This is a genomic window from Acinetobacter sp. GW821-FHT01C12 (genome assembly GCF_059422625.1).
Genome location: NZ_JBWKXD010000001.1, coordinates 836,908 through 850,211 on the forward strand (window position 1 = coordinate 836,908; position 13,304 = coordinate 850,211).

At 36.6% G+C, this 13,304-nt stretch carries 15 protein-coding genes; 8 read left to right on the forward strand and 7 right to left on the reverse strand.

Annotation, left to right across the window (positions count from 1 at the left end; genetic code table 11):
* The first annotated feature begins 137 nt into the window (after positions 1-137).
* On the forward strand, positions 138-1,286 hold the full coding sequence (gene dacC, locus AC07WY_RS04115; RefSeq protein ID WP_494735755.1) for a D-alanyl-D-alanine carboxypeptidase PBP5/6: 1,149 nt from the start codon (positions 138-140) through the stop codon (positions 1,284-1,286).
* A 133-nt stretch (positions 1,287-1,419) separates the two neighbouring features.
* On the forward strand, positions 1,420-1,962 hold the full coding sequence (locus AC07WY_RS04120; protein ID WP_262085768.1) for a gamma carbonic anhydrase family protein: 543 nt from the start codon (positions 1,420-1,422) through the stop codon (positions 1,960-1,962).
* A gap of 124 nt (positions 1,963-2,086) precedes the next feature.
* Here the strand turns inward: AC07WY_RS04120 and AC07WY_RS04125 are convergent, their stop codons facing one another.
* A complete protein-coding gene (locus AC07WY_RS04125) occupies positions 2,087-2,569 on the reverse strand; it encodes a hypothetical protein (protein ID WP_494735756.1) in 483 nt (160 codons plus the stop codon).
* A 13-nt stretch (positions 2,570-2,582) separates the two neighbouring features.
* Positions 2,583-3,629 (reverse strand): linear amide C-N hydrolase, encoded by a 1,047-nt coding sequence (locus AC07WY_RS04130; protein WP_004721283.1) that lies wholly within the window; start codon positions 3,627-3,629, stop codon positions 2,583-2,585.
* A gap of 731 nt (positions 3,630-4,360) precedes the next feature.
* On the opposite strand from AC07WY_RS04130, the gene AC07WY_RS04135 reads away from it, so the two are divergent.
* The 5 genes from AC07WY_RS04135 (at position 4,361) to AC07WY_RS04155 (ending at position 8,938) form a co-directional block, all read left to right on the forward strand.
* On the forward strand, positions 4,361-4,846 hold the full coding sequence (locus AC07WY_RS04135) for an NUDIX hydrolase (RefSeq protein ID WP_262085766.1): 486 nt from the start codon (positions 4,361-4,363) through the stop codon (positions 4,844-4,846).
* A 4-nt stretch (positions 4,847-4,850) separates the two neighbouring features.
* Positions 4,851-5,987 carry a tRNA 2-thiouridine(34) synthase MnmA gene (mnmA, locus tag AC07WY_RS04140; protein ID WP_494735757.1) on the forward strand — a complete coding sequence of 379 codons (1,137 nt, stop codon included), beginning with the start codon at positions 4,851-4,853 and terminating at the stop codon, positions 5,985-5,987.
* Between the two features lie 30 nt (positions 5,988-6,017).
* Complete coding sequence (gene hflD / locus AC07WY_RS04145; RefSeq protein ID WP_004820699.1) at positions 6,018-6,749, forward strand: high frequency lysogenization protein HflD; 732 nt, start codon at positions 6,018-6,020, stop codon at positions 6,747-6,749.
* Between the two features lie 56 nt (positions 6,750-6,805).
* Complete coding sequence (gene purB, locus AC07WY_RS04150; protein WP_034613672.1) at positions 6,806-8,194, forward strand: adenylosuccinate lyase; 1,389 nt, start codon at positions 6,806-6,808, stop codon at positions 8,192-8,194.
* Between the two features lie 102 nt (positions 8,195-8,296).
* A complete protein-coding gene (locus AC07WY_RS04155; protein WP_151802604.1) occupies positions 8,297-8,938 on the forward strand; it encodes a DUF2238 domain-containing protein in 642 nt (213 codons plus the stop codon).
* A 71-nt stretch (positions 8,939-9,009) separates the two neighbouring features.
* Here AC07WY_RS04155 and AC07WY_RS04160 read toward each other — a convergent pair whose 3' ends face one another.
* Positions 9,010-9,384: a winged helix-turn-helix transcriptional regulator gene (locus tag AC07WY_RS04160; RefSeq protein ID WP_004721299.1), complete on the reverse strand. Its 375-nt coding sequence runs from the start codon at positions 9,382-9,384 to the stop codon at positions 9,010-9,012.
* 126 nt (positions 9,385-9,510) lie between these two features.
* On the opposite strand from AC07WY_RS04160, the gene AC07WY_RS04165 reads away from it, so the two are divergent.
* Positions 9,511-10,362, forward strand: coding sequence for an SDR family oxidoreductase (locus tag AC07WY_RS04165; RefSeq protein WP_494735758.1), 852 nt, complete (start codon positions 9,511-9,513; stop codon positions 10,360-10,362).
* A gap of 60 nt (positions 10,363-10,422) precedes the next feature.
* On the opposite strand, the gene AC07WY_RS04170 is transcribed toward AC07WY_RS04165, so the two are convergent.
* From AC07WY_RS04170 to AC07WY_RS04185, 4 genes are all read right to left on the reverse strand, one after another.
* Positions 10,423-11,103: a hypothetical protein gene (locus AC07WY_RS04170; RefSeq protein WP_262087471.1), complete on the reverse strand. Its 681-nt coding sequence runs from the start codon at positions 11,101-11,103 to the stop codon at positions 10,423-10,425.
* Between the two features lie 12 nt (positions 11,104-11,115).
* Positions 11,116-11,850: an MFS transporter gene (locus AC07WY_RS04175; protein ID WP_494735759.1), complete on the reverse strand. Its 735-nt coding sequence runs from the start codon at positions 11,848-11,850 to the stop codon at positions 11,116-11,118.
* 129 nt (positions 11,851-11,979) lie between these two features.
* Positions 11,980-12,441: a hypothetical protein gene (locus AC07WY_RS04180; protein ID WP_494735760.1), complete on the reverse strand. Its 462-nt coding sequence runs from the start codon at positions 12,439-12,441 to the stop codon at positions 11,980-11,982.
* Between the two features lie 274 nt (positions 12,442-12,715).
* The gene (locus tag AC07WY_RS04185) at positions 12,716-13,201 is read right to left on the reverse strand and encodes a hypothetical protein (RefSeq protein WP_494735761.1); all 486 of its coding nucleotides are present in this window, start codon (positions 13,199-13,201) and stop codon (positions 12,716-12,718) included.
* Between the last annotated feature and the right edge of the window lie 103 nt (positions 13,202-13,304).

Here is a 13,304-nt window from a genome sequence, read left to right on the forward strand (position 1 = left end):
TTCTGCAATTTATCCAACAAATATTGAATTAGTTACAATAAGTAAGAAATAAGCCGACTTTCCTTATAGAAGTCGGCTTTGCTTTGCCCTAAAATGCTAGCCTGTTTGTGCTCATATAACGATTGGAACGACCTAGAATGACTCGAAAAAGCGCCATTGCTGCATTATTACTTTTACCTTCATTTTCTTATGCAGCAACCGTCTTAACCACTCCGCCAGAATTAAATAATAAATCGTATGTCTTAATGGACTATGAGACAGGTCAAATTCTTGCATCGAAGAATGAAAATGAAAAATTAGCACCTGCTTCGATGACAAAAATGATGACGAGTTACATCATTGAGCAAAAACTTCTTAAAGGCGAACTGACCGAAAGTGAAAAAGTTCGCATGAATGAGTCTGCATGGTGTCGTGGTAGCAGTACTGAATCTTGTATGTATGTGCCGTTAAATGGTACTGCAACAGTTTTAGAAATGTTACGAGGCATTATTATCCAGTCGGGTAATGATGCATCTAAAGCGATGGCTGAACATATTTCAGGTAATGAGGGTTCATTTGCTTATGCAATGAACCAAGAAGCCAAACGTGTAGGTATGGTCAATACACATTTTATCAATGCAACGGGTATGCCTGCTGAGGGTCATTACTCAACTGCAAAAGATATGGCGGTACTTGCTAAACATATCATTCATGACAGTTCAAAATATTATCCTATTTATTCTGAAAAAGAATTTACTTTCAACGGGATTAAACAAGGTAACCGTAATGCCTTGCTTTATACTGACCCAAGTGTTGATGGCTTAAAAACAGGTCATACTGATGAGGCTGGTTATTGCTTAACCACATCTTCAAAACGTGGTCCAATGCGTTTGATTTCTGTGATTTTTGGTGCGCCATCAATGAATGAACGTGCCAGCCAAACACGCTCATTGTTAGCTTGGGGTTATTCAAACTTTGAAACGGTCAGTGTTCAACCTGCAAATCAAGTGCTTGCTAAAGCAAAAGTTTATTTTGGTAAAGAAAATGATGTACAAATTGGTTTAGCTGAAAACTTCAATGTGACCATGCCAAAAGGTCAAGCCAATGCAATCAAAACACAAATCACTGTTCAACCCAACTTAAATGCACCATTAAAACAAGGTCAAGTCGTTGGTAAATTAACAGCAACCTTAGATGGTAAAGTGATAGCTGAAAAACCATTAGTGGCTTTAAAAGCTGTAGAAGAAGCAGGCTTCTTCTCTCGCTTAATCGACCATATCAAAATGTTCTTTAGCAACTTGTTCTAAGTTATTCGCTTAAACCTAATATTGAATCTATTAGACTAAAGCACAGGCATCCTGATCACAGATTTGGATGCCTTTTTAATTTATACTCAGTAAAAATACACTGGTTAAATTTGCTTTTGACATGGAAGCCAACATGAAAAAAAATATTCGTTCGTATTTAGGTCATCATCCTAAAATTGATTCAACTTGTTATATTGACGATCTCTCGGTTGTGATCGGTGAAGTAACTTTGGCGGAGAATGTATCTGTTTGGCCTTTTGCAGTGATTCGTGCTGATGTCAATTACATCAAAATTGGTCGTTATTCTAATGTACAAGACCATTGCATGTTACATGTCAGTCATAAAAATGATGCTAAACCCAATGGCTCACCTTTAGTGATTGGGGAAGATGTGACCATTGGACATCATGTCACCTTACATGGTTGTACCATTGGCAACCGGGTTTTAGTAGGAATTAATACAATTGTTCTAGATGATGTGGTGATTGAAGATGATGTCATGATTGGTGCAGGCTCACTGGTTCCACCGCGTAAGCGCTTAGAAAGTGGTTACCTCTATGTGGGAAGCCCAGTACAAAAGGTTCGACCTTTAACTGATAAAGAAAAGGAATTTTTGCCTTATTCAGCAAGACACTATGTCAAAGTAGCAAATCATTATTTAGAAGCAAATGATTAGGGATATAGCAAATATTTAGGCATGCTTAAAAGCATATTGGTTATTTGAAAATTAAGCTGTTTAAGTAAACCTCGTTCCACTGACATACAGTGGAACGAGGACTATATTTTTTTGGATCAAATTTCTATTTTGAAACGTTGTAATATTTGGTTAATTCTTCAAATACTGGTGCTTTGACATTATCTTTTAAGATATAGCGGGTAATCACACCTTGATCTGTATGTATTTCCATAAAGATATTTTGAGAGTTTTTAAAGTCCCCCATTAAGTTGACTGGAATAAGCACACTGTTTCGAGAGCGGTTTGCCTTAAAAGCAAAATCAATTTCAGTTGGCCCAATCACATTAAATGAGTGGCTTTTTGCGCCATCACTAAATACAACTTTTTCAATATTATATTTGGTATAGGCACTATTTAAGCTAAGTTTCACTTTTAAAAAATCTTTATGTGTCTCATTCCACACTACGGTGACGATTGGACAAAGCTCATTTGGCTGACAAATTAATAATCCCTGCGTACCTAAATTTGAAGTAGCGTCATTAGGATTTGAAGCACACCCAGTAATTAGTAATACACTGAAAGGTATACATAATAATCTCTTTATCATACTTTTTTAAATCCTATTGTATGCCCAAAAATTGAAATGGTGGAGCGACCTTAAAAGAAGAATTAGCCTTACCTGCATAAACTTTTGCTTGATCAGCGCCCAACTCAAGCTTTCTGGTTTGACCATCTTTAAAATCAATCTCTTTTAAGTCTACCCAAAAAACATTTGGTGATACAGCAGATTCAAAAAAATAAAGTCCTCGCTTATGATCTACCACTGTACGCCAACGTGTAGAGGAGATATTTGGCTCTTCTTCTGTATTGAGTCCAAACGGAACAGATGTGTTACGTATCACGCTAAATACACTTGCTAAAGAATATTCAGGTGTCGCATCTTTAGGAATCGCATTAATATAAAAAGATGCTCTTGCAAACCGATCTGCTGCTCGATTGGTTCCAGGTAACATCGTTGTTCCGCCAATTTGTTTCCAATATGTATTTAACGCCAATTGCTGATCAAAGGTTGGAGAGTTTGTCATCACTTGATATTGTCGATTATGATGGATGACCTGCTTACCACCAATGTATTCAATAATAGCGCTGTCACCCGTTGCATCTGAAATTGATAAATGCAGGGTCGCTAATCTTTTTTCACCTGGCACTTGATCTGTCACAATCATAAACGGCTCTTGTGCTAAAGCCTGAATTGCTTCATCTACTGTTGCATAGTTATCTAAAACATACTGCGCCCAAAGTGAGATACTTAATGGCGGTTTTTTATTATTTTTAACATTTGGGTATTCAGACTCAACCAGCCAAAGTAAATTTGCAGCCAATCCCTTTTCATTCACACCATCTGTTGTTGAAATATCATAACCTGTTGCGACAACACTGCCATATTTAGATGTCCATTGAATCGATTTTGGCCCAGCCATACCACTGCGTTTTACATTATTAGGCAGAATCCACAAGTTTGTTCCAACATCACTTTTCCAATCCATAGAACGTGCTGTCATCACATCATTATTACCTAAATAAACAACCCGTGTACATGCCGTTGCCAGCTCAGCCGCAACCAAAAGTCCTGCTGCAAACAATACCTTTTTTATTGCCTTTTTCATGATGATACCCACTTATAAAATTACTAAAGCTAGACTTATTGTTGATTCAATATACGCATATATTTCCAATAAAATATGCTTAAACCATATTTATCAAAACGTTTATTTCCATTCTATTTGTGATTACACACCTTTAAATGATAGATCCATGACCTAATTCATTTTAGATCATCATACCTACTCAACGAAGCATCCAGACAAACTAAATTGAATAAACACACCATTAACAGGAAAAATAAATATTTGTTAAGTTTAATAAAATTTTATATATACGTATTATTTATCATATGTTTCAATCATAGTAAATGCCTTAATCGGGTATTTATTGTACAGAAATAAATTAAATGCCATTCACCATAAAATCAATAGTTTTGAAATATTTACTCATGAATTACAACCTCTATCTATTGGTCATTACTGATAAGAATTAAAATAATAACAAAATTACTTCATAAACTGATGTCACATTGAATTGCATTTAGATATAAAATATAAGAGTATTTTTATTAAACTTTTTACATGAAGTATCACTTTAAAAACCATAAAATAAATCTTTTCTTTAAAAAATAAGCAAATAAAAATTTAAAAAATAAACAAAACTCGACCATGATGTATTTTTGAACAGGCTATAGATATAAATCCTTTTAGGATGATCAAAGAAAACCCTTATGCACATAGCCACCACGCGCTAAATTTTGTAGAATAATGCTTTATCTCCCTTGGTGCTGGTCATGACCGCTTGGACACCCCACGTTACTGTTGCGACAGTTGTAGAAAAAGATGGAAAATTTCTTTTTGTAGAAGAATATACTGAAGGTGTAAGCCATACTGTGTTCAATCAACCCGCAGGGCATGTTGAATGTGGTGAAACCATTATTCAAGCTGCGTTACGTGAAACCATGGAAGAGACAGGATATGCAGTAGAAATCAATTCATTACTGGGGATCTATAGCTATACCCCACCCATGTTTCCAGACCGTACCTATTTTAGATTTTGCTTTTTAGCCCATGTAACTGAATACTTTCCAGACGCGCAACTTGATACAGATATCATTGGTCCACAATGGATGACACTTGAAGAACTACTTGAATCTGCTCGCGCAAGAAGTCCTTTGGTCATTAAAGCTGTACAAGACGCAATTTCTGGGCAAAAATACCCACTTTCGCTCATCTATGAGCACCAAAACTCTCCTTTAATTTCAAATTTGGATGCCTAATCCTATGCAACAACGTGTCATCGTCGGTATGTCGGGTGGTGTAGATTCATCTGTTTCTGCTGCACTTTTACTTCAACAAGGATATCAAGTTGAAGGGCTTTTCATGAAAAACTGGGAAGAAGATGATGGCACGGAATATTGTACTGCAATGGATGACCTTGCTGATGCTCAAGCGGTGTGCGACAAAATTGGGATCAAACTACACACTGCAAATTTTGCAATGGAATATTGGGATCGCGTTTTTGAACATTTCTTAGCAGAATATGCCGCTGGGCGTACACCAAACCCCGATATTCTGTGTAACAAAGAAATTAAATTCCGTGCATTCTTAGATCATGCTGTCAATTTAGGCGCTGATTTTATTGCAACTGGACATTATTGTCGTCGTGGTGAAACAACCACCAATTCAAAAGGTGATCAATATGCGCCTTTATTACGTGGTGTAGACAACAACAAAGATCAAACTTATTTTCTTCACGCGGTTCATGGCCGTGAAATCAATAAGACCTTGTTCCCTGTTGGTGAGATTGAAAAACCACAAGTACGTAAAATTGCAGAAGAGCTTGGTTTAGCCACTGCCAAGAAAAAAGATTCAACAGGTATTTGCTTTATTGGTGAACGCCGTTTTAATGACTTCTTAAAACAATATTTACCTGCTCAACCTGGGAAAATTGTCTTAGATACAGGAAAAGAGGTTGGTGATCATCACGGCTTAATGTACTATACGCTCGGTCAGCGTGGTGGTATTGGTTTAGGTGGACTCAAAGGCGCAGAAGAAGGTGCTTGGTTTGTTCTACATAAAGACATCGAAGGTAATCGTCTTGTGGTTGGACAAGGTCATGAACACCCACTGATGCAGAGTACCATTTTATGGTCTGAAACAATTGACTGGGTTGCAGGTGAACAAGCGATTCCAGACACAGGTTTCCGATGCACGGCAAAAACTCGTTACCGTCAGCCTGATCAAGCATGTACAATTTATAAAGATGCAAACACGCCAAATGGTGTCCGTGTCGAATTTGATGAAGCACAGCGTGCCGTAACACCGGGACAAAGTGTTGCTTTCTATGTCGATGAAGTCTGTTTAGGTGGAGGTGTGATTCATCATACCAATGCACCAAAACCAGATTTTATTGAGTAATGATTAAAAATTATTTAAAGGAATTTAGGCATGGTTGAGTTGCCCTTTCAACAGCCTCAAACTTTGAATCAACGTCAAAACCGAGCTTTGGCGTTAGCAGCTGTGTTTCAAGCAACACAGCTGACGCATATGACTGCAATGTCAGGACGTCAAAGCATTGGTGAAAGCGGTAATTTCTATTTTGAACAGCTCATCAAAGCTAGCCTCAATATCCGTGCCACTGCCAATTCATCAGGTCAAACTTTAGACTTCTTCAATCAATTGGCAGACATTTCCTTAGGTTTAAAAACTTTAGAAAGTAGCATTACACAACCTTTCTCAGCATCACCGAAATCTAGAATTCCTAAAATTGCCAATGCAAAACTGCCAATGACTTATGCCATGTCATTATTGGCCTTGGAAAAAAAAGTTTATAGCAATCCAAAGTTTGTTGAAATTATTGAACAATCTCAACAAAAAATATTAAAACAGCTGTCTTTTTTTGATAATAACTATTTACATCCAAGTATCATTGCCAATTTAGCACAAACCTATGTCGACACTGCTGGTCAAATTAATCCTCGAATTCTAGTTCGCGGCAATGCAGAAGCCTTTAAAGACTCTGCACATACCAATCGTATCCGTGCCAGTTTATTCACAGGCTTACAAATGGCTCACCTATGGCGTCAATTAGGTGGAAGCTCATGGAATATGATCTTTAGCAAACGTAAACTTCTTCAAGATATTCAAGATCTTGCTCGATTACAATATCAGGTTGTTTAATTTGATACTGTTCGAGTTACGCCATTCGCTCTAATTCCAAAATTTAAGGAATCTTTATGAACGCTTTAACCGCACTTTCTCCACTAGATGGACGCTATGCAAGCAAATGTGATGCATTACGCCCTTACCTCTCTGAGTTTGGTCTAATCCATGCTCGTGTGACTGTTGAAGTGCGTTGGTTACAAGCGCTTGCAAATCGTCCTGAAATCACAGAAGTTCCAGCTTTTTCTGCTGCAACCAATACCGCTTTAGATGCGATTGTTACTCAATTTTCTGAAGATGATGCTAACCGCATTAAAGAAATTGAACGTACCACTAACCATGATGTAAAAGCGGTTGAATATTTCTTAAAAGAAAAAATTGCACATATTGATGAGCTTAAAAATGCAGGCGAATTTATTCACTTTGCTTGTACTTCAGAAGATATCAACAACCTTTCTCACGCTTTGATGTTGAAAAATGGTCGTGAAGTGTTAGTTGTTGCTATGCAACAAATTGTTGATTCTATTGTGGCTTTAGCTGAAACACATGCAGAACAACCAATGCTATCACGCACCCATGGTCAAACTGCGAGCCCAACAACTTTGGGCAAAGAAATGGCCAACGTTGCATATCGTTTAGCGCGTCAAATCAAACAGTTTAAACAAGTTGAATTATTGGGCAAAATTAATGGTGCAGTGGGTAACTACAACGCACACTACTCTGCTTATCCTGAAATCAACTGGCCTGCTCACTCGCAAGCATTTGTTGAATCACTCGGTTTAACCTTCAACCCTTATACAACTCAAATCGAACCACACGATTACATCGCGGAATTGTTCGATGCTTTGCGTCGTTTTAACACAATTTTAATCGACTTTAACCGTGACGTTTGGGGCTATATCTCTTTAGGCTTCTTTAAACAACGTTTAAAAGAAGGTGAAGTCGGTTCTTCTACAATGCCTCATAAAGTCAATCCAATTGATTTTGAAAACTCTGAAGGTAACTTGGGCATTGCCAATGCAGTATTAGCGCACTTAGGCGAGAAATTACCAATTTCTCGTTGGCAGCGTGACCTTACGGATTCGACTGTATTGCGTAACATGGGTGTTGGCTTGGCACAAAGTTTAATTGCTTTCGAAGCATGTTCAAAAGGTATTGGTAAACTTGAGCTTAATGCAGCACGTATTCTTGAAGACCTTGATCATGCTCAAGAAGTATTGGCTGAACCAATCCAAACTGTAATGCGTCGTTATGCAGTTGAAAAACCATATGAAAAATTAAAAGCATTGACTCGTGGTCAAGCGATGACACGTGACATGATGGTTGATTTTGTCAATGGTACTGAACTTGAAGCTGTACCTGCTGCTGATCGTGCACGTTTGGCTGAAATGACCCCTGCTACTTACACGGGTAATGCTGCGGATCAAGCCAAACAAATTAAAGATTTGATTGCTAAAATCTAAGCACTTAATCTTCTAAAAGACCTAAAAAATGCGAAGCCAATGCTTCGCATTTTTTTGCATTTTGATTACAATGCGCAGTAATAATTTTTAGAAAATGCCATAATGATTTATCATGCCTTAACAAAAAAACATTGGCTTGTTCTTGCTATGCTTGCAATCGCAATCATTCTTGCCAGTATTAATCCTTTAGAATACCCATCCTACATGCTGCATCAGATTGGCACCTTGCTCATGCTGATTGCCCTATTTTTCTGCCTAAAGAAAATAGGTCTGACATTTTCATCATTTTTATTGTACATCCTCTTCTTGGTGATTCATGTGATTGCTGCACATTATCTTTATTCTTATGTGCCTTATAATGATTGGTCAATCAAATACTTACACTTTGACCTCAATCAAGCAATGGGGTGGACACGTAACATGTTTGACCGCTTTGTACACTTATTCTATGGCTTATTTCTTTATCCATTTTTCTACCGAATTTTCCAAGTATGGTTACCAAGCTTAAAACCTAAAACCTTATTTTTATTGGTCATTCAATTTGTTATGGCAACCAGTTTATTTTATGAATGGATTGAATGGTGGATTGCTATTGGCCTATCCCCAGAAGAAGCTGAAAACTACAATGGGCAACAAGGTGATATATGGGATGCGCATAAGGATATGTTCTTAGCCACCATTGGTGCAATCATAACAGGATTAGTCGCTTTAAAAGCCACGGCAAAAGAGAATCATCCTCAATAATAAGGCCTCCCTCCCTTCCAATATACTCACTTAGCGATCAAGTTCTTGGTGAGTATAAAATCAACTGAGTTTTACTTTTGCAATCTTTGTTTATTCTCTAAGATATCTGGCAAACTGCGCTCGATCCAACCAATCAAATAGTTTAATTTTTCAGCCGCTTGTGCACCTAAAATCGTCAACTGATACTCTACTTTCGGTGGTACTTCAGGGTAAACCGTTCTCAATATAAAGCCATCTTGCTCGAGCACTTTTAATGTCTGTGCAAGCATTTTTTCGCTAATTCCCTCAATTCGATTACGCAGTTCGCTAAAACGTTGTACGCCATCATTTAAACAACGTAAAACCAATACAGACCATTTGCTGGTTAAATGCTCCAATATTTCTCTAGATGGGCACTGACTGGATAAAACTTGACCAATTAAATCACTTGAAGCATAGATGCTCATAAATTCTCTCTACACAGTAATTAGCTTACTTTTAGGTACGTACTTACATATAGTAAGTTTAATGATTATGATAATAACATCAAGTTTAAAAAACATCCAATTTAAATCATATTTAAAGGTGAAATTATGAAAATCGCAATTACAGGTGCAACGGGTCAACTTGGACAATTGGTGATCCAAGCCTTACTTCAACATACTGCCGCTGAAAATATTGTAGCGCTGGTTCGAAATATAGATAAAGCACAGTCGCTTAAACAACAAGGGATTGAACTTCGCCTATTTAACTATGATCAACCTGAAACATTGATTCTTGCATTACAGCACATAGATAAATTACTTTTAATTTCAGCCAATGAAATTGGTCGTCGAACGCCTCAGCATAAAGCAGTTATAGATGCTGCAGTCGCAGCCAAAGTTGAATACATTGCCTATACCAGCTTACTCAATGCAACAGATAACCCACTCGGTTTAGCACAAGAACATCGTGAAACAGAAGCACTCATTCGGCAAAGTGGTTTGAAATATACATTTTTACGCAACAATTGGTATAGCGAAAACTATCTTGGCAACGTTAAGCATACTGCGGAAACAGGAACGCTATACGGCAGTGCTCAAAATGGAAAAATTAGTTCAGCCTCTCGTTTAGATTATGCCGAAGCTGCGGCCAAAGTCCTTACTTCCGTAGGGCATGAAAATAAAACCTATGAGCTTGCAGGTTCTAATTATTTTACCCTTGCAGATTTAGCCTCTTATATCGCTTTGGCATCAGGTAAAACTGTACAGTATCAAGATATCAGCCCAGAAGATTATACTCAGGCACTTCTTACGGTAGGGTTACCTCAAGCACTGGTAGCGGTTATTGTTGACGCAGATGTACAGACTGTAAATGGTGCAATGTATAGTGAAAGTAAAGACTTAGAACATTTACTTGGTCGTAAAACAACGCATATTCAGGATCAGGTTAAAGCTTTATTTTAGGCATTTTTAAAGATAAGCATGGGTTTAATACAAAATTTAAGCCCATACTATACTGAGCAATTAAGGATGAATATTTTTGATAGGAAAATCGATATTCATCTCCAGATCTGCGAGGGACTGTCTTTCTGTGTTGTACATGGTTGCACGGAACACCGCAATTTTTTTCATCGTCATTGGATCATTAATATTCAGTATTGGCTTAAGTTTATGCTTAACATATAAATGAATCACTTCATCAAATTCTAAATAAACAGGCCCATCAAACATAATTTTGATCGGAACTTGATAACGTCGTTTTAACTTAAATGGCACCGAAAGTTTAATCGGAATATCCACTTTTAAAGGAAATTGAGGCAGCAGTTTATTTTGATAAACCAAATCCGTGGTTGTTTCTAATGGCATTAGCGTTTCAATCTGAATATCAGTCTCATAATCAAGCTCAACCTCAATCGGCGTTGTCACAACAAAACTTAAATTAGCCAAATATTTGCCTTTTAAAGGTAAAGCCAACTCACGGTCAATCGTCAGTTCAGTATCTAAAGCACCTTGTGCATGTGTTTGTAAATAATTCCCCACATGGATTTTTGTCGGTAAAGATTCCGACAATTGAATTTGTGCCCTTTGTGCAGAAACCTGCATTGAGGCATGAATATTCAAATATAACCAAACGCACAGCGCAATGAGCAATACGACGCTGATAAAAGTGAACAACAAATTTCGTATAGATTTAAAGATCCACATTTCCATACTACCCTATTTTAAAGCTTCGGACTGTGGTTGTTGTGGTTCTATTGGCGGATGATCGCGACGTGATAGCCTTAAACTATTGAGCGGAATTTTAAGCTGCCCTTTTTCAATTTTTACAGGTAATGTATTTTGAACATCTACTGTTGCTTGAAGTGCTGATTTAATTGGAACATTGAGGTGGCCTTGAATTGGAATATTGGTTTTTAATGTCGCATCAAGTGGCACATGTAAATTTTCTTTAAGTAAAACCTTTACAGGCGCATCAAACTTTAAATGAATATTTTGGTTGAGTGGTACTTGTAAATTAATCGGCACATCCATATGAATCGGAATATTCCCTTTTAACGGTAAAGTAATATCTTTACCTAAAACAGTGACTTTAACCTTAGTATCAATTGGCATATCCTGATTGATTTTGATCACTTCATTCACAGGAATTGTGGTTTGAATTGGGACTTCATTATCAAAATACACATGTGGGGTTAAGGTTTGTGTAATCGGTAAGTTTAGCTTTTCATGAATAGGAATTTCAGCTTTCACTTTTCCTTTGACATCCACATCTAATGCGTCATGAATTTGTACTTTGGCTTGTAAAGGTTCTTTTAAATCGATACGTACAGCTTGATTTTCAAGTGGAATATAAATATTAAAATGTTTAAATACCCAGATTGCAATCAACACACCACACACTGTAGCAATAAGAATAAAGGCTACTCCTGCCATAACTTGCTTCAACTGCAAAATCCTGTCCTTAATTTTTATCCTTAATTATTTTTATTTTAAATACTTATGTGAATTAATATGCGTTTTTATGTATAAAAGTCGAAGAATTTTGTTTAATTAATAAACAATTGATATTTAATCTACGGATTATTTCGAAAAATCAGCTAACCAATAGCACTGCACAATTGCTGTATTATTTTTATACTCAACACTTACATCGCCTTTTTCATGATTTTGATTGAATTTTAGAGTTTTAAATCGCTGCTTTGCTGCTGTAGTACTCAGATCAAAATATAAATATTCATTGTATTGTTGCGCTGGACGACCAAAACTAAATTCTATTTTGCGAATAGGAATGCCAGCATAAGTGACATTTTTTAATTTATAAGTGGTTGAGTCATAAACCTGTTTATCCACATATTTTACATCAATCGTATAGTGTTCAAGTGGTGCAATCAGTTCTGTATTTTCATTATGAAAATCATATTGCTGTCGAATTGCACAATTTTGTTCAAAACGATCTTTTAATAAAGGACGTAATTCTAAGGATTGGGCATGTGTAGCTCCCGCTAGCAGTAACAGCATGCTCAGTAATATCTTTTTCTTCATGTGATTTTCCATTGATGCAAATTACTTTATATAAAATAGCTTTTATTAGACTTTTTGCGTTAGTCAAAAATGAGCATTTAATACTTGTATCGTTTTAAATATTGATGAAACCATCGATAGCCTTTCTATCGTAACGCATTACCTAAGCGAAGCAATTTAAACTTTAAATGTAAAGTGTGGCATTGCAAACTTGCTCTTCATACACTTATTTCTATGTGATAGTAAAAGTTTCATCACTTTTAGAAATCATCCCAAAACTTAATTCACAATAACGCTATTGATGTCCATTTTTATCAAGCCAAGAACAGATAGCAATTGCATCACGCTTGCCCTCTCCAGTCATTACAAAATTTGCAGCTTTAGCTGGTTGCTGTATATTGCTTTTAATCTTATTAAATTGCTGCTTGGCTGAAGCCGTTGGAAGATCAAAGTACAACGTCTCACTCAAAGTCAAACCACGTCCCCATAAAAACTCAATTTTATTTACGACTAATCCCCTATAAGTCGTATTTTTTAAACTAAAATTTCTGCTGACGTAAGCCGCTTGCTCTTCTACTTCATCCTTAACCACCTGATTCATTAAAATTGCCTGAATCTCATCATCATGAGTATAAAAATCGAACTGTTGACGAATCGCACAATTTTTTTCAAAACGATCCTGCAACATAGGTGTTAAATCAAGTGCAGTATTTGCTGATGCACTTGCCACAGTTAATGAGCCTATAACACCTAGCCCGAAAATAGATAAATTATTGTTCATTTAGCTTTTCTCTAATTTCTTAATCAATTTTTTTAGTCAAATTGCTGAGATAACTGGTAATTTTCATTTGAATTTAACCATATATCATCAATTTTGAATATAA